Origin of the sequence: Wolbachia endosymbiont (group B) of Xanthorhoe designata (genome assembly GCF_964028585.1) — a bacterium.
Lineage (GTDB): Bacteria > Pseudomonadota > Alphaproteobacteria > Rickettsiales > Anaplasmataceae > Wolbachia.
This window is the reverse complement of sequence record NZ_OZ034794.1, coordinates 579,750-599,603: the sequence shown is the minus strand read 5'-3', so window position 1 is coordinate 599,603 and position 19,854 is coordinate 579,750. Positions and strand designations below refer to the sequence as shown.

At 34.7% G+C, this 19,854-nt stretch carries 22 protein-coding genes and 1 pseudogene; 13 read left to right on the top strand and 10 right to left on the bottom strand.

Going from position 1 to position 19,854, the window contains the following annotated elements; genetic code table 11:
• The first annotated feature begins 29 nt into the window (after window positions 1-29).
• The gene (locus ABWU64_RS02845; RefSeq protein WP_353279827.1) at window positions 30-1,196 is read left to right on the top strand and encodes a hypothetical protein; all 1,167 of its coding nucleotides are present in this window, start codon (window positions 30-32) and stop codon (window positions 1,194-1,196) included.
• A 43-nt stretch (window positions 1,197-1,239) separates the two neighbouring features.
• Window positions 1,240-1,920, top strand: coding sequence for an orotidine-5'-phosphate decarboxylase (gene pyrF, locus ABWU64_RS02840; RefSeq protein WP_006013901.1), 681 nt, complete (start codon window positions 1,240-1,242; stop codon window positions 1,918-1,920).
• A gap of 455 nt (window positions 1,921-2,375) precedes the next feature.
• Here the strand turns inward: pyrF and ABWU64_RS02835 are convergent, their stop codons facing one another.
• Window positions 2,376-2,528: a hypothetical protein gene (locus ABWU64_RS02835; protein ID WP_156220886.1), complete on the bottom strand. Its 153-nt coding sequence runs from the start codon at window positions 2,526-2,528 to the stop codon at window positions 2,376-2,378.
• A gap of 175 nt (window positions 2,529-2,703) precedes the next feature.
• Here ABWU64_RS02835 and ABWU64_RS02830 point away from each other — a divergent pair, with 175 nt between their 5' ends.
• The 6 genes from ABWU64_RS02830 to ABWU64_RS02805 all read left to right on the top strand — a co-directional run bounded on the left by ABWU64_RS02830 (window position 2,704) and on the right by ABWU64_RS02805 (window position 7,916).
• Window positions 2,704-3,867 (top strand): phage major capsid protein, encoded by a 1,164-nt coding sequence (locus ABWU64_RS02830; protein ID WP_353279826.1) that lies wholly within the window; start codon window positions 2,704-2,706, stop codon window positions 3,865-3,867.
• 83 nt (window positions 3,868-3,950) lie between these two features.
• On the top strand, window positions 3,951-4,424 hold the full coding sequence (locus ABWU64_RS02825) for a hypothetical protein (RefSeq protein WP_015587663.1): 474 nt from the start codon (window positions 3,951-3,953) through the stop codon (window positions 4,422-4,424).
• Between the two features lie 130 nt (window positions 4,425-4,554).
• Window positions 4,555-5,316 (top strand): hypothetical protein, encoded by a 762-nt coding sequence (locus tag ABWU64_RS02820; protein ID WP_015587662.1) that lies wholly within the window; start codon window positions 4,555-4,557, stop codon window positions 5,314-5,316.
• 235 nt (window positions 5,317-5,551) lie between these two features.
• On the top strand, window positions 5,552-6,346 hold the full coding sequence (dapB, locus tag ABWU64_RS02815; RefSeq protein WP_353279854.1) for a 4-hydroxy-tetrahydrodipicolinate reductase: 795 nt from the start codon (window positions 5,552-5,554) through the stop codon (window positions 6,344-6,346).
• Window positions 6,343-7,101 (top strand): phosphate ABC transporter ATP-binding protein PstB, encoded by a 759-nt coding sequence (gene pstB / locus ABWU64_RS02810; protein WP_006013910.1) that lies wholly within the window; start codon window positions 6,343-6,345, stop codon window positions 7,099-7,101. Before dapB ends, pstB begins: the two co-directional genes overlap by 4 nt.
• A gap of 68 nt (window positions 7,102-7,169) precedes the next feature.
• Window positions 7,170-7,916, top strand: coding sequence for an ankyrin repeat domain-containing protein (locus ABWU64_RS02805; protein ID WP_341815885.1), 747 nt, complete (start codon window positions 7,170-7,172; stop codon window positions 7,914-7,916).
• Window positions 7,917-8,011: 95 nt separating this feature from the next.
• On the opposite strand, the gene ABWU64_RS02800 is transcribed toward ABWU64_RS02805, so the two are convergent.
• The 4 genes and pseudogenes from ABWU64_RS02800 to ABWU64_RS02785 form a co-directional block, all read right to left on the bottom strand.
• The gene (locus ABWU64_RS02800) at window positions 8,012-8,155 is read right to left on the bottom strand and encodes a transposase (RefSeq protein WP_353279853.1); all 144 of its coding nucleotides are present in this window, start codon (window positions 8,153-8,155) and stop codon (window positions 8,012-8,014) included.
• A gap of 275 nt (window positions 8,156-8,430) precedes the next feature.
• Window positions 8,431-8,820 (bottom strand): annotated as a pseudogene (locus ABWU64_RS02795) (IS110 family transposase); the annotation flags it as partial.
• Window positions 8,821-9,551: 731 nt separating this feature from the next.
• Window positions 9,552-10,730 (bottom strand): 1-deoxy-D-xylulose-5-phosphate reductoisomerase, encoded by a 1,179-nt coding sequence (dxr, locus tag ABWU64_RS02790; RefSeq protein ID WP_353279825.1) that lies wholly within the window; start codon window positions 10,728-10,730, stop codon window positions 9,552-9,554.
• A gap of 35 nt (window positions 10,731-10,765) precedes the next feature.
• Window positions 10,766-11,263: a hypothetical protein gene (locus ABWU64_RS02785; protein ID WP_341815883.1), complete on the bottom strand. Its 498-nt coding sequence runs from the start codon at window positions 11,261-11,263 to the stop codon at window positions 10,766-10,768.
• A 319-nt stretch (window positions 11,264-11,582) separates the two neighbouring features.
• Between ABWU64_RS02785 and ABWU64_RS02780 the strand changes: the two genes are divergently transcribed.
• From ABWU64_RS02780 to ABWU64_RS02770, 3 genes are all read left to right on the top strand, one after another.
• The gene (locus tag ABWU64_RS02780) at window positions 11,583-13,415 is read left to right on the top strand and encodes a hypothetical protein (RefSeq protein ID WP_353279824.1); all 1,833 of its coding nucleotides are present in this window, start codon (window positions 11,583-11,585) and stop codon (window positions 13,413-13,415) included.
• A gap of 98 nt (window positions 13,416-13,513) precedes the next feature.
• Entirely contained in the window at window positions 13,514-14,773 is a 1,260-nt protein-coding gene (gene proS, locus ABWU64_RS02775; RefSeq protein WP_015587655.1) for a proline--tRNA ligase, read from the top strand.
• On the top strand, window positions 14,770-15,141 hold the full coding sequence (locus tag ABWU64_RS02770) for a holo-[acyl-carrier-protein] synthase (RefSeq protein WP_015587654.1): 372 nt from the start codon (window positions 14,770-14,772) through the stop codon (window positions 15,139-15,141). Before proS ends, ABWU64_RS02770 begins: the two co-directional genes overlap by 4 nt.
• Window positions 15,142-15,197: 56 nt before the next feature.
• On the opposite strand, the gene ABWU64_RS02765 is transcribed toward ABWU64_RS02770, so the two are convergent.
• The 5 genes from ABWU64_RS02765 to ABWU64_RS02745 form a co-directional block, all read right to left on the bottom strand.
• Window positions 15,198-15,932, bottom strand: a complete 735-nt coding sequence (locus ABWU64_RS02765) for a hypothetical protein (RefSeq protein WP_353279823.1) — start codon at window positions 15,930-15,932, stop codon at window positions 15,198-15,200.
• A 65-nt stretch (window positions 15,933-15,997) separates the two neighbouring features.
• Complete coding sequence (locus ABWU64_RS02760) at window positions 15,998-16,387, bottom strand: phage tail tube protein (RefSeq protein WP_341815879.1); 390 nt, start codon at window positions 16,385-16,387, stop codon at window positions 15,998-16,000.
• Window positions 16,362-16,763: a DUF3168 domain-containing protein gene (locus ABWU64_RS02755; protein ID WP_353279852.1), complete on the bottom strand. Its 402-nt coding sequence runs from the start codon at window positions 16,761-16,763 to the stop codon at window positions 16,362-16,364. Before ABWU64_RS02755 ends, ABWU64_RS02760 begins: the two co-directional genes overlap by 26 nt.
• A 315-nt stretch (window positions 16,764-17,078) precedes the next feature.
• Entirely contained in the window at window positions 17,079-17,630 is a 552-nt protein-coding gene (locus ABWU64_RS02750) for a head-tail connector protein (RefSeq protein WP_353279822.1), read from the bottom strand.
• A gap of 102 nt (window positions 17,631-17,732) precedes the next feature.
• Window positions 17,733-18,011, bottom strand: a complete 279-nt coding sequence (locus ABWU64_RS02745; protein WP_341815877.1) for a hypothetical protein — start codon at window positions 18,009-18,011, stop codon at window positions 17,733-17,735.
• Window positions 18,012-18,585: 574 nt separating this feature from the next.
• Here ABWU64_RS02745 and dut point away from each other — a divergent pair.
• A complete protein-coding gene (dut, locus tag ABWU64_RS02740) occupies window positions 18,586-19,047 on the top strand; it encodes a dUTP diphosphatase (RefSeq protein ID WP_214241245.1) in 462 nt (153 codons plus the stop codon).
• Window positions 19,048-19,115: 68 nt separating this feature from the next.
• Window positions 19,116-19,760: a hypothetical protein gene (locus ABWU64_RS02735; protein WP_353279821.1), complete on the top strand. Its 645-nt coding sequence runs from the start codon at window positions 19,116-19,118 to the stop codon at window positions 19,758-19,760.
• The last annotated feature ends 94 nt before the right edge of the window (window positions 19,761-19,854 follow it).

Sequence of the window (19,854 nt, the reverse complement as noted above, 5' to 3'; positions counted from 1 at the left end):
CAAGACTGCTGAAGTTTTGTATATGGGTGATGAGCAATTTACTTAATAAATATAATACATTTTATTTTATAGCTAGTTCTCTTGCTACTCTTACATTACTTACATCTTTAGCGCTTATTAATGCACCTAGTTCTTTAATTCTCGCTTTAGTTGTATTATCTGCTTTGGCTCTTATGATTTTGTATAAAATAATTATTGACACTAGTAAAGTGGAGAAGAAATTTGCTCACAAAGAGCTTGAGTTGACTCAAGAAAAGCACAATTTATACGAGGAAGGAAGAAAATTTGGTCAAAAAATAGAAGCTGAGAGGAAATCTTTTCTTAAAGAAAAAAAATCTTTGGAGGAGAAATTAGAAGCAAAAATGATCCATATAATTGGAATAACAGACGAATTAGAAAAAGTAACGAAGGAGAAAGATGAGCTTGCTGCACAAGAAAAAGAACTACTCCATAAAATCTCATATTTGTGTAAACAGTTACAGGAAAAAGAAGCTAATCTAACTGAGAGGGAAAAACACATAATGGAATTGAAAAGAAAAATAGACAATAATAAACATGAAGAATTGAATAAGGAAATAGAAAAATTATTCAAAGAAAACGAGGAGTTATCTAAGGAAATAGATAAATTACGTAAAGAGAAACATATGCTATATACACAAAAAGAAGAATTATATAAAAGGCAAGAAGAACTTTGTGTGGCATTAGATGAATTACAGTGTAAATTCAAAGAAATTAATCAGAAAAATAAAAACTTATCTAAAGAATTAAAAAGGAAATTTGAAGAGCTAGATAAAGCAGACGGTTTAATTAAAAATCAGTCTTTTGAGTTAGACAAAATAAGACAAGATTGTAATAACAAAGTGAAAAATTTAAGAAATTCACTTTTAGAGCGAGACAGTCAAATAAAACAACTTCAATATGTGATAGAAAAGGTAGAAGAATCAATAAGAGAAAATAGAGCAATTAAAGATTATAGCACAAAAATAATATTAGGGGAGACTCAGAAAATAAAATTTGTATTAGGGCAGCTTGTGCAATTCAAGTCAGTTAACGGTTCCAAAACATCGGAGGAAACGTCTGATTCTTTACAGGAAGATCTTGGATATGCCAGTCGTTCACCCACTCCGACCAGATTATCGGGTTCAGTGTCTGTACAAGGCATTGCAAGTGGACCAATCCCTGAATATGGATTGTAAAATGCAACAATTACTCTTATTATAAAAAAAATTATACAAGATAATGAACCCAATAATATGCGCACTGGATACACAAGATTTGAATAAAGCTATATCTTTAGCTAATGCTCTGCGTGATAAGGTTGGCATGGTAAAGCTTGGGTTAGAATTTTTTGCTGCACATGGCCCTTCTGGAGTGAGAGAAGTTGCAAAATGCAATATACCAATTTTTTTAGATCTGAAATTGCATGATATTCCAAACACTGTCGCTAGAACGATTGAAGCAATCAAGATTCTAGATGTTGAAATGCTAACATTGCATATCAGTGGTGGAACAAAAATGCTTCAAGAAGCGCTAAGTATAGTGCAAGGCACTAAAATAAAGCTAATTGGAGTAACAGTATTAACTAGCATGAGTAATAAAGATCTAAGTGAGCTTGGAGTGGCAAGAGAAACAAAATCACAGGTAATTTTGCTGGCAAAGCTTGCAAAAAAGATTGGTCTACATGGAATAGTTTGCTCTGCACTAGAGGCTCAAGAGGTGCACCAAGAATGTGGTAAAGACTTTAAAATTATTACTCCAGGAATCCGTATGAATCGAGGTCATGATGATCAAAAAAGGACAGCAACACCAAAAGAAGCAATAAATTCAGGAGCTGATTATATCGTAATTGGCAGACCCATTACAGAGAGTAGCAATCCCGCAAGTAGTGCAGAATTAATATTGAAATCTTTTATTGATTGAAGCAGGGCAGATAAGGTAGCATAGGGTAAAAGCAACAAACGGTATGTATCCGTTCAGCAGGGTGGCAAAACAAGGTAGACGAGAAAAGATAACTAAATGGGTGTCATCCCAGCGCTTGACCATTTTTCTTTTTTTTTCTGGATTCCAGCTTCACGCACTGGAATGACAGGGCTGTGAGTGTCATCGAAGTAGCCGATACAGGCCTTTTTCTTCTGTCATCCCAGTGCCCTGAAACTGGGATCCAGTTAAATTTACAGGTATAAAAGTAATCAACGTTTCTGGTGATGATAGAAAAATGGATCCCAGCTTTATACGGCTACGTACTTTATTTGCACATTCTCCTGAATAGATACTCAGTGAAAAAAAGTGCTTGACACAAAAAAAATGGATGCTGTATAGTACTGACAATTAAGTATAATACTTAGCGTAGTGTAATGCTACACTGCTTTTTTACTTCAACAAGTAATCATTATCATTTTTCTCCCGTTACCAAGCAGCTTACGTTCATTTGTATCTACCATGAAGCCAATGCTAGAATCCAGAAAAAAGACCGGTGAATGGCAGGTACGAGCATTATACGTCACAGTTGTATGAACGTTGTTTACCATGAGGGCGCCTCCCAGCACTGGGATCCATATTGTAAACAAGCGTTTGAGTTATACTAAGCTGCCATTCACCGGTCTTTTTTCTGAATGCAGGTTGCATGACAACGCTGAGATTACTGATAAAGATTACCTTCAAATTACAATAACTATTCTAATTTTATTTTTAAAGGAGGCTATTATGTCACTTACTGATATCGCTCACCGTGTTAATGAACTCGCTTCATCATGGGAGCAATTTAAATTAATAAATGATCGCAAACTAAAAGAAATCGAAAGCAAAGGGCTTGAGCAGCTATGCAAGATAAATAGTAATATTGATAATTGCAAAGAGCGCTTAGATTTTATTGAAACTTCAGCTCAACGCCCAGAGATTAGCACAGATTTTAATACAGGTGATAAATATTTTTCTGATTATATTCGCAAAGGAATGGAAAACAGGTTATCACACAAAACCCTAAGTGGAGATGACAATGATATTGGAGGGTATTTAGTTACTCCTCACATTGTAAAACGGATAAACAAGCGTATAGCTGATTCATCTCCAATGCGGCAGATATGTTCTAGTCAAAGAATCTCCACTGAAACATTGGATTATATTATAGAAGATTGTGACCGTGCTGGTGCAGGTTGGAGTGGTGAAGTAGTAGACGACGAAGATGGTGGCTATAAATCCAAGTATGATTTTGCACAAGACACAAGTACACCTAAAATTCAAAAGATTTCCATCACAACTTATGAGCTCTATGCTCAGCCGCAAATATCACAAAAATTGCTCGATGATGCATTTGTCAATGTTGAAAATTGGCTTGTAGAAAAGGTTGCCGAAACTTTCAGTAAGAAGGAGAATGAAGCCTTTATTAAAGGTGATGGCACTTTTCAGCCTAAAGGAATTTTAACTTACGAAAATGGAAATGGTCATAATAAGATAGAGCAAATTAAAGCTGATAAGCTAGACAGCGACGCCATAATGATATTGTACTACTCTCTAAATGAACATTACTCTAAAAATGCATCATTTTTGATGAACAGGAGTACGTTAAAGGACGTGAGGCTACTAAAATCTGAAACAGGTCAGTATCTTTGGCAGCCGAGTTTATCGCTTGAAACACCAGATACTTTGATGGGAATACCAGTATATCAATCTGCTGATATGCCACCTACAATGATTGCAGTAGCGGATTTCAAACAAGCTTATAAGATCGTAGATAACAGAGGAATGAGAATATTGAGAGACCCTTATACAAACAAACCTTATGTTAAATTTTTTGTCACTAAGCGCGTTGGCGGAGAAGTTGTAAACACCAGTGCTATTAAATTGTTGAAAATTGCGAGCAAGTGCTAATATTTTATATTATTTTATGAAATAATTGACATATTATATTTTTTATGTAATAATTAAATTATTATTAACTTAAGGAGTAAAATATGTTAAAAAAAATAAAAAACTTTTTTCAGTCAATTGCAGGAAAAATTGCATCAGGCTGGAACAGCATTAAAAATTGGTGGTCTGGTAATAAGGTAAACCGAGTAATTGATCCTAATAAAAAGATAATGTTAACTGTTAAAAATTTGAGCAACGGTAAAGTAGGGTTGGTTATGCCGCAAGATATAATATTTCTAAAAAATAAAGATCAAGATGGTAATGTAATTGATGGTGAGTTTCGTTTAGATTTTAATGATGAATCATTGTATATTACAGGTCGTTACGACTCGAAAACGAAAATGGAAGATGGTAATATATGTCTATCTATTAATTCAGTTGGTACCCTAAATGGCAACAAAGTTTATGGTGATAATAAACCAGAAGAAATGACAAGTCTTTTATTAAGTTCAAAAATTATTGATCTAGAAGTAAAACAACACGCTACTGATAATAATCAATCTCTTAATGCACAGTAACTATAGCAAACTGTTAAAAAGAGCACCTCCTTTGGTGCTCTTTTTTTCTTTATAAGTTTTCTCCATAGGAGAAAATTGACTAATTAAATTTTATACTTAATAATTAAATTATTAATTCAAGGAGTAAAATATGTTAAAAAAAATAAAAAACTTTTTTAAATGGATTGCTGATCATACAGCAATTTCATGGATTTTAGGAAAATTAGGTTGGAAAAATCATCACCCTAATGACAAGGTGAGTCGAATAAGTGAATTAGAAAGTCGAGCAGGTAATTCATTTGATAATAGAGTGCATACCCTGTTACAAGATCAAGATAAACCTGGTGTTTGTGATATTATGAGAAAAGGTAACGATAGATACCTGGTGCTACATGTGAGGGCAAATGACATATCAAAAGTTGTTTGTGATAGTATTGAGAATATTAAGGAAAATTTATCAGAATATTCTGCATATATCGAATGTGCCAAAAGCGTGTTCAAAGTAACTCTAGGCCGAGTTCTTGGCAGTAATCCGTTTTATTCAAGTTTTAATGTATGCTCAATAATGCCGCATGATTGTATTACTCCATGTAGTGAACTAGAAGAAATGAAAAGCATGTTAGGCCTAAGCGGAGCTGTTGTTATCATAACTCAAATATCTAAAGATTTATCTGATACAGAAAGATCAGGTTCAAAAAGAGTAAGGCTAGTACCTCCTTCAGAGGCACATGATCGTGTATTAGAAGAAAAACGAGAAATGGAAGAGCAACTTCCGGAAACGAAAGCAAGCTCATCTGCCTGTTTGGAAGAGGAAGATGAAAAATTCTTCGATGCAGAAGATGATGGAATTACACAACCACGCCAAACAACTGAAGCAGTAGTGACAAAAAAATATTATATCTTTAATCCATAAGCAAAGTAGGCAACGGTTATTATTAATTAGTCTTCACAAAAGAGCACCTCTGTGCTCTTTTTTTTCTTTATAAGTTTTCTCCATAGGAGAAAATTGACTAATTACAATTTGTATCTTCCTCGTATCAATTTTCAATAGATTCATCGATGTATAGCTATAGTTTTATCAGTGTAAGGCTAAATATGCTAAGCTTATAAGGATGACAAAGCTCGAAAAAAGGCCTAATATAAGCTTTATGAAAATCAGAGTTGGAGTAATAGGCTGCTTAGGCAGAATGGGTAAGAAAATACTCAATGAATTAATTACGAATACCAAAGTGGAAATAGCAGGTGCTGTTGCTCGCTTGGACAGTGAGTATATAGGCTTAGATATTGGTCCTATTGTAGGCAATAATTGCAATTTAGGAATCAAAGTTACAAGTTCTATTAGTGAGGTATTTGAATCGTCCGATGTTGTAATAGATTTTACAACTAAAGAATGTATGCTAGACTGCCTTAAGGCGGCCGTGAAATTTAAAAAACCGCTAGTTAGTGGCACAACTGGAATAGAAGGTCTAAATTTAAAAGAATATGCTGCTAAAGTTCCAATATTATGGTCAGCAAATATGAGTATAGGAGTTAATGTGTTGATGAAATTGGTAAAAGAAGCTGCCAAGCTTTTAGGTAATGAGTATGACGTTGAAATTTGGGAAATGCATCACAATTTAAAAAAGGATTCACCATCTGGAACAGCTATAGAGTTTGGTAAAGCAGTTGCTAACGCTGCAAAAGTGGATTTTGAGCTCAATCAATATTCACATAATAATTCAAATATAAGAGGGAAAGGAAGAATAGGCTTTGCAGTATCTCGTGGAGGTGGAGTAATAGGAGATCACAGTGTCATGTTTGTCAATTCCGATGAACGAGTAGAATTAAATCACAAGGCAATTGACCGCACAACGTTTGCTAGAGGGGCTATTCAAGCAGCAATATGGCTATGCAAGAATAAAAAGGAAATACCAGGACTTTATTCAATGCAGGATTTAGTATGAATGATAAATACGCTTTCGTTAAAAATTTAAATCTTTGGTATGGCTCTAAGCAAGTTTTATTTGACATAAATTTGAATATTTGCAAAAAGAAAGTCACAACTTTTATCGGACCGTCTGGGTGTGGTAAATCGACATTTTTGCGTTGTTTTAATCGTATGAATGATTACGTACCTGGATGTAGAGCGACTGGTGAACTGGTAATCGATGGGCTGGGTAATATATATTCACGTGATATGGATGTTGTATTGCTCAGAGCAAAAGTTGGTATGGTATTTCAAAAACCCAACCCTTTTCCAAAATCAATATATGATAATGTTGCTTATGGGCCTAAATTGCATGGCATGGTGAAAAATAAGCAAAAATTAGATGAAATAGTAGAAAGTAGTTTAACTAAGGTTAGTTTATGGGAAGAGTTGAAAGATAGATTGCAAGATAGTGCACTAAATTTATCTGGTGGCCAGCAACAAAGATTATGCATTGCTCGTGCAATTGCAGTAAAGCCAACTATTTTATTAATGGATGAACCATGCTCTGCTCTTGATCCAATGGCAACCAATGCAATCGAAAATCTTATACAAGAATTGAAATTGAGGTTCACCATAATTATGGTAACTCATTCGATGAAGCAAGCTAAAAAATTATCTGACAGCATAGTTTTCTTTTGCAATGGCAAGATTGTTGAATTCGGAAGTACTAAAGAAATATTTGAAAATGCTCAGTCTCCTTTAACGAAGGAGTATATTCTGGATCATTAGCTTAATAGTTGATATTTTAATTTTTTATATGTATAATTTTATCAAGTTTGTTGTGATAGGGGGTTAAAATGTTTAGCACAAGTGAAGCAACAAGAAAGTTGTTTAAAGCTATTGAATTACAAAATGCTAGTGGTGAAAGAATAACACCTGAGGAAGCTTGGAATCATTTTCAACAAGCATTGAAAGAAGGAGCGAATGTTAACGCTTTTGAGGATGGGATGACACCTTTGATGTCCATCCCCCTAGCTTTTAGCTCTAGTAGTGATGAAGAGCAGTCTAAGTTAAAGAGTATGGCTAAGTTGCTTGTACAGCATGAAAACATTGATATAAATATTAAAAGCAAGCAAGCTGTTATTGAGAGAAGACCAAAGGAACATGATGGTTATCCAGTGTACGAATTTGAGGGGAGAGAAGTAGTAGATCAGGGTAGAGGGGGTTGTGTATACCTTGACAATTCACAACCTGTTAATGAAGGATTTATACCTCAAAATTATGCTCGTGCAGAGGATGAAATTAAGACCGGCAAGAAGGAAAAAAATACAGCTCTACACATTGCTTGCAAGTTGGGAAATGTAGACATGGTAAAAATATTACTTACACATCCAAAGATCAAAACTAATATTAAAAACTATGAAAACAAAAATCCAAGAGATTGTATTGCAGCAGTTGTGTTAAAAGTCAATAGAAAAATTGATGTAGCTGTGAATAAGTACTTAAAATTTGTGTGGGCGTACTTATTCACAGCTATGCTATTACTATATAGAAGCAGTTTTAGGGCTATACTTCTCAGTAAACAGTCTACCGTCTCTTACTAAAGAGTTAGCAAGGATAAGTAATTTTCTCATTGCAGCAGTAGAAGCAACTTTATATGGTTTTTTATATTGATTGTATAGCTTATCAAAGAAGATTTTTAATAAGAATTGTACCTTTGCGCACTAAGAATGCACATATGTAAAACCTTTCTAATTTGTGATCTACCACCCTGAATACACCTTTTTCCCTTACTAAAACCACTATCTCGATTAAAAGGTGCAACTCCGGAAAGGCTGGATATTTCTTTATGTTGGAGAGTTCCAAGCTCGGGTAGATAACAAAAAAAGTAATAGCTGTTATTGCACCTACACCAGGTATACTAGTTATTGACATATACTTTTTTTTAAGCTCTTGATTTTTATCGACTAATTCCATTATCTCATCTTCTAAGACTTGAATTTGATTTTGTAAAACTGCAAGTAGCTCTTCCATTTGTTTGATTATAGATAAATCGGTTACTTGATGAGCTTGGGTTTTTTGTATTTTTGCTATTTCTACTAGTTGATTCCTGCGAGATAATTTTTGCTTCAAACAGTCAATACTAGTAACCTTTAAAGGAGTGACACGCATGTCTGTATTACTAACATAACGTGAGATGATGCTACAGTCTATTTTATCAGTTTTAGTAGCAATACCAAGGCTTTTTGCATAGTCTCTTACCCATCTTGGTTGAATGACATATACTTCAAAACCATGTCTTAATAAAGTATAAGCACATAATTTTTCGTATCCACCCGTTGCTTCAAGTCCAACTTTGGTTACGTTATGTAAACGCAAAAAGTCAAGTATTTGATCAATAGCTTGAACGTTATTTTCAAATACTTTATGATGTCCAAGTGGATGAATGTGGATGTCTAGTTTATTTTTGCTAATATCAATGCCAGTAATAATATTTGATAAATTCATAATTCCTCCATAAATAATCTGTATACTGCATTTTCCACCCTTATATACGAGCCTAAAAGCTCAACCAGTTGTTCGGAACTTTCAGTATAATAAACCAGAGAGGAGAACCTTGCTGCAAAACGGTCCTTATGACCAAGAATATGTACGGTTCCTCCTCTCTGCGTGTCTTTATACCGCCATTTCGTGACATTTATAAAGACTTGTTTTAACATATAAGAATATGTTAAGGAAATAATAGAACCAGAGTTCATAAAGGTAGAAGAAGTTGCTCAAAAAAGGAAACAAACTAAGTATGCTTGTGCTTTTTTGTTATCTGGAGTACTTGCTGTTGGTCTATGTTTCGTAGTTGACAACCCAGTTCCGCTTGCTGCAGTTTCATTGCTGTTCTTTGCAATAGGATGCGGTTATCTGTATAGAGTAAATACAGTTATTAATGATATTAAACTTCTCTCAAGTTATTGTGGACAAACGTACTAGTGATGTATCTGTTTAGATAAGGTGTCATTCCAGCACTTGATGCTGGAATCCAGCTAATTTGGTAAATACTTTACAATGTTTGATGACTAAAAGACTGGATGACAGACTGGGATGACACCCATTTCTTTCTAGTCTTGTCATTCGAGTAGCTGAAACTAGCTGCTTTTCTGTATCCCAGTGTCAGCTACTAGGATGACAGGAGTATGAAATGGGGCTACTTGACCATTTAGTTGTCTTTTCTCGTCTACCTTATTTTACCACTCTGCTGAACGGATACCTTTACTTTTTATGATTTCATTGGCAAGAATACGGCTTTCAAAATCGACATTTATTATGTCAGATAATGAGTTAATATCAGCGTACTTGTCAAAATTTTCTATTGTTGATTTTACCACCTCTAATATTTCTAAAAAACCGATTCGTGATTTCAAGAATTCATTAACAGCTACCTCATTTGCAGCGTTCAAAACAATACTATTTGTATGTGGAGAAGAGGAATTTAACACTTCCATACTGAGCTTTAGTGCAGGAAAACGTTTATGATCTGGTTCTTGAAAGGTCAATTTTTTTTGTTTTGTTAAGTCTAACTTGTAATTCAAAGTTGATCTTTCTGGCCAAGACAAAGCATATGCAATGGGAATTTCCATATCAGTTTCTGCAAGCACAGCAAAGCTGAATCCATCGTGATAAACTACAATTCCATGTACTATCGATTCAGGGTGCACTACTGCTTCAATTCTATTTGGGCTAATTTTAAACAAATGATGTGCTTCTATTATTTCTAGTGCTTTATTCATCATTGTTGCACTATCAACTGAGATTTTCTTTCCCATTTTCCAAGTAGGGTGACTTAGTGCCTGATTTACTGTAATATTTTTTAATTGTTCAAGGCTATAATTTAAAAATGGTCCACCAGAGGCAGTGAGTATAATCTTTTCTACACATTTATCATCATTTTGCAAAACTTGAAAAATTGCGTTGTGTTCAGAGTCGATGGGAATTATTTGTACGCTCCTTTCTTTAGCTTTTTCAAGCAGTAACTTGCCACCACAAACAATGCTTTCTTTATTTGCTAGGGCAATAACTTTAGTACCGCTTTCTATAACCTTTATAACTGGATCAAGGCCTGCGATGCCAACTATTGCAACAACTGAGAGATCAACAGGTAGAGAAGCAACATTTGCTAAACCTGGAGCGCCAACTTCTACTTTGACGTTTGTACCAAGTAGATCTTCTTTTAAATCTTTGTAGAACCTTTCATCAGAAATGGCAGCATATTTTGCATTAAGTAGATTTGCCTGTTGTGCTAGCAGAGCAAAGTTAGAATTGGCACTTAGTGCTTCCACCTGATATTCTTCCTTTCTCTTTGAGAGCAAATCTACAGTCTTTTTTCCAATGCTTCCTGTTGATCCTAAAACTGAAACTTTTTTCACCAAGATACTAACTACAATAAAATCTTCTTAGTTATTTAGTAACCAAGCTCATGATCATCACCAACAGATGGTGAAGGACCAGGTGAAAAAGATTGGCCATGATGATCACCTGCATCATGCATATCATGCAAACCATCGGCACTTTGAGCTATTTCATTGTTAGAGTGGGGATAATCATTATCCGAATGATACCCCTCATCACCGTAGTCCATACCCATTCCTTCTGATGGCATATCTTCTCCACCACCACCTGAAAAATATTCAGCAAGGCTTTCAAGAAATTTTATGCCAAACATATTACCTGATTTCCCAAATAACGTTACTAGACTGCTACCACTGACCAAACCTTCAAACACATTATTATAAGCAGCAATTGCTCCTTCATGAAAGTTGAACATCCACTTCATTCCATCCACAATTGTTGAAACAGAGTCGCTATGACCAAGACCGAAACCACTTTTTTCACTAGCTGCTTCCTGGTGTTGCTGCTGTGCCTGCCATTCTGCAATATTTGGACCTTGTGCTTCACTCATAAACTTTTATTCTAAGCCTTAAGCTATTATTTTACCAAAAACACTGTAAAATATCAATTGTTTAAGAGAGGTTATCATAAAAATAGCTAACACTAAGCTATTTTTATGATTCTGATTACTCTATACCAAAACATCGATGATGTGCTGTAGTAACAAAGTGATGACTTGAGGTTTAAGACAACTTCTATTTCTTCTTAGAAGACTGCTCCTCTCTCTTTCCTTTTTATTTTATTATCTTAATATTAATTTACTCATAAATTATTGACAAGTACTAATAATTTAATTATTATTAGTATTATATTAATAATAAGGAAGAGAAATGCCTACTACTGATTCATCTAATAATAACATACCTGCATCAGTTCCGCCACCACCACCTCCTCCTTTACCACCCGGAGGTTTAAAGAATTGGACACCTCCACAGGATAATGGTAATAGTAAAAAACCTTCTAATGTGGCTACATCAGGAATTAGCAGTCGCACTGAACTAAAAAAAGGTCAATCTAAGAGTCCCGTTCAACAATCATCTCTTAATTTTGCAAAAAATCCACTATTTAAGAAAATGCAAGAAAAAAATAATGTGGATAGCAAAACTGCAGATGAAGGAAGCAATATTAGACAGAGTGAGAAAAATAGAAGCTCAACTCCCAAGCCTATATTTCCTAGAGTTTTGAGTCCTCAACAAGATAATGGTAGTAGTAACAAACCTTTCAGTAATTCAGAAGATAGCAAGAGAACTAAAACAATACCAGATCTATCTAATAGTTATAATCTATCGTCAGAGTTGGAAGAGAATAATAAACCCCTAGAAGGGCAAAACACCCTTGAAGAAAGATGTGAAATCAATACTGGACAGGGTGTGCCGCAAAAACCTATGACTGAACAACATAGTGGTGTACAGTTTGATAAGGATAAGCCAGGAGAAATGAAATGTGAAAGTAAAAATCAAAAATCATCTTTAGCAGAACAAAAAAAGGCAACTGGCTTAAAATATTCAATTGCTATTTTGTTATTGTGTACATCCGGTGCTGTAGCTGGAGTATGCACGTATTTTATGATTTCAGCGGTATTAAGTGGTGTTGCAGTACCAGTATTTTTTGCAGTTATTGCTTCTGTTTCTGCATTGGTTATGTTGAGTTCAGCTGCATATCTTATCAATTCATGTGTTTTTGCGTTAAACAGTGAGAAAAAAATAGGTCCTAATAGAAAACAATCACAAGAAGCAGAAAGCTTCGGACATAGCAATACTCCTATACCATCTCTAGAAATATCTGGAACACTCAGCGCACCGCCACCACCACCTCCGCCACCTGTGAAATCAAACGATCTATCTACAGCACAAAGGGTAATAAGAAAAAATAGCCCTAGTGATGCTAATCAAAAAGATGTGCAGCAAAAACAATCTGGTACTCTAGTAGATGCTCTAAGCAATCTATTTTCAGAGATTAGCAAAGGTACTACTTTGAAAAAAGTTCCAGATAAACAGAAACATTATCTTCCTGAAGATGGAAAGCAAGAGAGCGACGTACAAACGCTAAATCAAAATCAACCACAAAATAGTGGTTTACAGGAGGCAAAAAAGCTTGAACATAGCAATAGTGATACTACTACAGGTCCAATAAGGAAGGTTGAAAGTCAAAAAACTGACAAAGAGCCAAGCAATAGCGAGGGTAGGCAACAAACCGATAATTTGAGAGAAACAATTCTAGAACGAAGAAAGGGAATAGATTATCAAGATGAACAATCAGATTCCTTAGAGGAACGAGACGATTCTCTTTGTAGTTTGGAAGGATCACTTATAGAACCAAATAACACGTCCAATAAAGAGCTAAAGAACCCCGCACAACGGCTAGATGTAGCAACAGTATTATCCAAAAATGTAAGTACACTTTCACTACTAAATAGCCCTAGTAATAGTTTATTGAGCAATAGTGGTAATGTATCTGATGATGAAGATTGGGAAACAGAACCACATTCTATACCTTACATCAACCTTGATAAGACAAGACAAGAGATGAGACAGGAGAAAAAGGAGAAAGGTGCTTCTCCTTCTGCAACAAAAGGAAGTGGTGCAAACCAAGTGAGTAATGAGGTGCAAAATTCATCTATTGTTTCTTTTGAGGAGAAAGGATTAAGAATCTCTAAGGTTTAAACAAATAGAAGGAAAACACTACAACTTTCCTTTCCTAAAATAAGTTTACCTACAGGTCTGATTGTATTAAGATTACTTAGTACAATCAGATTTATCAAATGCGCTTATCTCAATATTACCTGCCAACTTTAAAAGAAACCCCTGCTGGTGCTGAAATTATTTCTCATCAATATTTGTTACGTGCGGGCTTAATCAAGCAGACAGCATCTGGAATTTATTCTTGGTTACCGCTTGGCCTTTTGGTACTTAAAAATATTGAAAATATTATCAGAGATGAAATTGGTGCTATTGAAGTGTTGATGCCTTGTGTGCAGCCAGCAAGTCTTTGGCGAGAGTCAGGACGTTACGATGATTACGGCAAAGAAATGCTGCGTATTAAAGATAGGCATGAAAGCGATATGCTTTTTGGTCCAACACATGAGGAGGTGGTAACTGATTTGATTAGAAATACGGTAAAAAGCTACAAAGATTTGCCACTTTGTTTATATCAAATTCAGTGGAAGTTTCGTGACGAAGTAAGACCTCGTTATGGCGTTATGAGAGGCAGGGAATTTCTGATGAAGGATGCATACAGTTTTGATGTAGATTACGAAGGTGCATTGAATGCATATAATTTGATGTATAAAACTTACATAAAAATCTTCAAACGCATGGGACTTACTCCAATTGGAGTTCGAGCTGATACGGGGCCAATTGGAGGAAGTTTAAGTCATGAATTTCATATATTGGCAAACACCGGTGAGAGCACCTTATATTATGACAATAAATTTTCTGAACTACTAGAGAGTGAAGATATTGAAAGTCTGAAGAGCATATATGCAGTTGCAGACGATATGCATGACCCTAAAATTTGTCCTATACCGCAAGAACAGTTAAATGTTAGTAAAGGTATTGAAATAGGGCACATTTTTTATTTTGGTGATAAATATTCGAAGCCTATGAAGGCAAGTGTTACTTCTCAAGATGGAAAAAATGTTAATATGCATATGGGTTCGTATGGTATTGGAGTTTCAAGGCTTGTTGGCGCAATAATAGAAGCTTTCCATGATGATAAAGGAATTATCTGGCCAGAGGCAGTAGCTCCTTTTAAAGTTGGTTTGATCAATTTACAAACGAAAGTAACGGAGGCTGCAGATAAAATATACAAAGCTTTGAAAAGCGATGAAGTGCTTTATGATGATACGGACGAAAGTGTAGGAGTGAAATTTGCCAGAATGGATCTGATAGGCTTGCCGTGGCAAATAATTATTGGAAAGAAAGCAGTAACTTCAAATATAGTTGAAGTAAAAAATAGAGCAACTGGCGAGGTAGAGGAAATACAAGTTGAAGAAGCAATAAATCGTTTTAGCGCAAAATGATATACGGTATTGGCACTGACATAGTATATATACCCAGAATATTGAGAATATCACAAAAATACGGGGAAAAATTTCTCAATAAAGTCTATACTAAGAAGGAGATAGAGATAAGCAAAAAATATAATAGCCAAGAAGTAAGGGCAAAATATTTTGCTAAACGCTTTGCTGCAAAGGAAGCTTTTGTTAAAGCGCTAGGCACTGGATTCAGCCAGGGAATTATAATGAAAGATATAGAAATATACAGTAATATCAGGGGAAAACCACATCTTGCTATCACAAAGGATTTCATCTCAAAAGACTACAAGATACACCTTTCTCTAAGTGATGATCAAGATTATGCTACTGCGTTTGTTGTAATTTGCGTTTAGTAGATATTGTTTAGTACATATGATTTCAAAAATTTTTTTTGAAATTATACTTTGACCTACACAGATCGACCTTTTTGTGAATCCTGGTTTCTGCTTTCTTCAACTTGTTTTGCAAAAGACGTCTCTTGTGTATTCATATGTTGAAGTGGTTTAGCAATTTCGCGTACAACGGCAGTAACTGCGGTTAAAAATGCTTTCAGAAGTGCACCTAGAGCTCCACCAACTGCTTCCCTACCATATATGCGAGCTTGCTTTTCATTATCATCAGCAGTTTCCCCTGCCCTCCTTCTTGGATCCATTCTATGAGCAATAACTGAAAACAACACTCCCCTAATTGAAGACTTCATTCGTGCTTTTGCCTTCTGAACATCCCCATCACTTACTGCTTCATGTTTTTGCCTATTATTCATTAGCTCCTTTTGTTGTTGAGCACTTAAGATCTCTTCCATCAATTGTTTTCTTCTCTTTTCCAGAACTCTTTTCTTGGACTCTGATTTATCGCGAGTGTGCTTTGTGGTTTCAAGTTCTACATCAATATCCTCAGATGCTGCTTGACTATATAAGGTTTCTATGAGCCTATCTATACTTCGCTTTACTTGCATAGTCCTTTCGTAGCTATCTAAATTATCAACTCCTTCATCAATTTGACTTAAAATATCCTCAAAAGGTTTTAAATACTCTTTAAATTGCTCTTCCAGCTGATTTTCACTCTTCAAATTCCTTTCTCTTCTGTCATCGCTATTCTCTTCAACATTATCATCTCCTTCTTCGAAAAGATCCTCATCGTTCATAATTTTTTTTAATTTAGTTAAAACCCCCACTTATTATTATTGTATATGAAAAAATTAAATTAACACTAATGAAAAGTGTTTACAACTTCAGCACTAGCTAAAACTACAGTGAAGCTGTCAAAAGTGGCAGGATCGTAATATCTCTCATATAATTCAACCGAACATCTGAGTTTTATCTTCTCCTTAGCATTAAAGCTAATCTCATAATCATTATTAGAGTTTAACATTGCAGAATTACGCAATAATTCATCAGCCAATACTGAATTTAAAATGCCATTAATTTTTATTGTAATCTTTCTACTTCCAGCACAATCAAGCACTTTTCTCCAGCCAAAAGAGGAAATATCTTTCATCTCTTCTTTGTTATTACGCAAAGTAAACCTTAAGTTTCGTATATTATTCAGCACAACAAAATTATTGTCATGACCTTTAATTTTCAGCTGTAATTTTCTCATCGCTACCTCCTTGTATTAAAATATCAAAATTAATTGCTGAATGTAAAACTTCATCATGCTGATTTATAGCACAATTACTTTCCAAAATGGTCTCACTACTAATGCTCTTTACCACCAAGCCAACATGCTTTATAGCAGCAAGCATGCTGCTTATATGATAAGTATATATGTCGCATGAAAATCTTACTTTTGTAGCAAAATTAGATAGCATATGCAGGTTAACATAATTTACTATGCGCAATCTCAGATAAGGAATAGTAACCTGCTTAGGCAGGTAATCATAGATGTTAGTAACATATTTCTTTAAATCAGAGTTTGCTTTTAATGCTGCATAAATACTATTATACAACTCATTTATAATTTGAATTTTTTCCATCTCACAGATACGGTTACGAAGATTGCAATTTGCAGGTACAATAGATGGTATCATCCTAGTGCTTACTGTACGAACATTATCTGTCAAGAAGATGTCATCCCATCCCCAGACACTGGTTCACTTTATAATGATGTCGTTCCAGTAGCTCTTTCTTGTCATACCAGTACTGGGATCCAGGAATTTTATTAAGTTGGTAAGCATAAAAGTAGCCGTTTTATTTTAAAATACAACATTTTGATGATCATGAAAAAACTGGATCCCAGTACTGGTATGACATCGAAGGGGCTACTCGGATGACACCATCTGTTGTATCTGCTATTGAATGACAAACAGGAACCACAAAACAACCTTTGGTTCGCGAAATGGAGAATACACCTTCTTTACCTCAGATAAATGGCTACTTACCCCTGGCTCACGATTTTTATAAAGAGCAGAAACATGCTGTATAATACCTAGCTTTATTTGCTCAGGAACGCTATCATAACCAGCTTCATATACAACATCAGCCCTTATTATGTTTAAATAATTGAAAAATTCAATATAGCTCCCTACGTCACTAAAATAATAACTAAGTTTTCGATTTTTATCAGTAGCCAATATTATTTTGTTCACAGGACCATAACTTAAATAGATTCTACGAGGTATATAGCCTTCATATGAAACTTGCCAAGTTTGCTTTACTAGAGACTTTTCCATATGCCACTGAGCATAATCAGTTGCCATAAAAATAAAACTTGAAATCAACTTATCATCTTGATCATTTTCAATTCGTAAAAAAGATTTAACCTCTCCTAAAGTTACTGGAAAAGATTTAGGCTTAGATTTACGTCGTATATTTATGATGGGATACTTTGGTCTTGTTGACATAACAACCCTCCTTTTCTATATATAGCTAAAATAAGTAAGACTTATCCATAAAAAATCTTACTTATTTTAGTTATCACTTAATATTAAGTTGCAGCAGCAACTCTATCGTACAAGTATATTGAGAAGAGAACGTATTAACGCTGTTTCTCCTTTTTTTAGGCCGGATTTTAGTAGATTGACATTCTGAGAATGAATGTTATTGAAAGTGGAGTTTATCTCTTTAGCAAGTAGACTGCGAAATTTCTGCACACTTTCATATGCGATATTTTCAAGTTCATGTGCAAACTTATCTTGAGCTACAGCTGATATGTCTTCAACTTTCTCATTGAACTCTTCTAGCTTTCTTTCCTTACCTTTAAAATTTTTCGTAAAAGTTTTCATATTAATTGGCCTCAACTATTCTTATAATTATAATGACAATAAAAAGACTACCGAAGTAAAAAATTAGCACTACAATACTGCAAACAACAGCAGCACACCAAACCGGTTCACTTTATAGCGTAAATTCAAGTATGTCATTCAAGTACCCCTTTTTTGTCATCCCAGTGCCCAGGCACTGAGATCTAGGAACCAGCGTCACGCACTGGAATGACACCCTCTATATAAACGTTAAGAAATTTACTAATAAAAAAAGGTAAAAGTGTTAGCTAGTTGTTACTCTCTAATCCTAAAAATTGGCGTTCTATACTGTATTTAAACATTTTATAAGCTCGCTTCAGCTTATATTAGGTGAAAACCCTAGAAATTATTGTGAAGACATAAAGTGCACATAGCGCAAAGATTTATAAGACGCCAACTGTATAATACTTTTGTCGTCTAATCTGCATAGATTGAAGGCAATAAAACAACTTCAATTTTATAGTAAGGAAGCTGAAAAATTTGTCAAGTAGTTTTCTTATCTTTTACAGGCATAATTTACATGCTACAATCAAATTTTCATAACTGGTGAATAAAAATGCAAAGAGATAAAATTAAAGTAGAAATAAAAAAGTTATCACATGGCAAAAGCTTGCCTCTTCCCTGTTATGCAACTATGCAGAGTGCTGGCATGGATCTTTATGCTGCATTGGACGACTCTGTTATTTTAAATCCACTTGAAAGGTTACTTATTCCAACTGGCATTGTGATTGCAATACCAAACGGTTTTGAAGGGCAAGTTCGCCCACGTTCTGGGCTTGCTGCAAAATATGGAATCACTGTCTTAAATTCTCCGGGCACTATAGACTCCGATTATCGAGGTGAAGTTAAAGTTTGCCTAATCAATCTAAGTAATCAGCCATATGAAATAAAAAGAGGAGATAGAATCGCACAAATCCTCATTACTCCTGTATCTCAAGTAATTTGGGATGACAGAGAAGAATTCTACACAGAAGAAACCGTCCGCAATGAAGGGGGCTTTGGCTCAAGTGGTAGATAATTTATTGCTTATAAGTTGACAATAATAATTTTTTACATATTACTTCAACTTATTTAAATGAGATAATTATGTTAACTTCTAAGAGCTATCTTCAAAAAACAAACATTGTACTTATAGTACTTACTTCTCTATGTGTCATAAGTGCAGCAACAGCACTTTCAGCTCCATGTTGGACGTCTTCAGCTTTGATGATAGGGCCAATTGGAATGAATCTACTTGCAACTGTTACCGTTGCACTGATTGCTTCAGTAACATATTCCATCATGAAAAATAATGAAATATCTGAGCTTAAAGCTCCGAGAATTGTTACTGGTAGCTATCAAAGATACCTGATGTTGCAGGTAACAGATAAAGATCTTAAATTTATTGAAGAGAACTATAAGAACGAAAATGGTGAATATATCATAGATTTTACTAACTCAAAAGGTGAAATATTCAAAGCTGCAAGTTATGGCCAGATTAAATACAAGGATAATCCTGATCCGATCTTGCTTGGCAACACTAAACTCCTTGATCTACATCAGCTATACAAGAAGAAAGGGGATAGTATATTTGAACAGATAAATTGTGAACAGGAATTAGAAACGTTAGGTTTAGGCGTTGAAGAAAATGATGCTAAAGAAATAATCATCGAATTTGTGCCAAGCTCAATTGTTAAGTCACCAAAAGTTGAACACGAAAAGCCAGAAAGATTATTAATCAGCCAAGTATAAAAGGAATAAGTCTTCCCTTCATTTTTTAGTGTTAATGACTTAAACTTATTGTAGAAACTGTCTCAAAAAATAGATATTCACATACTTGTAAGAA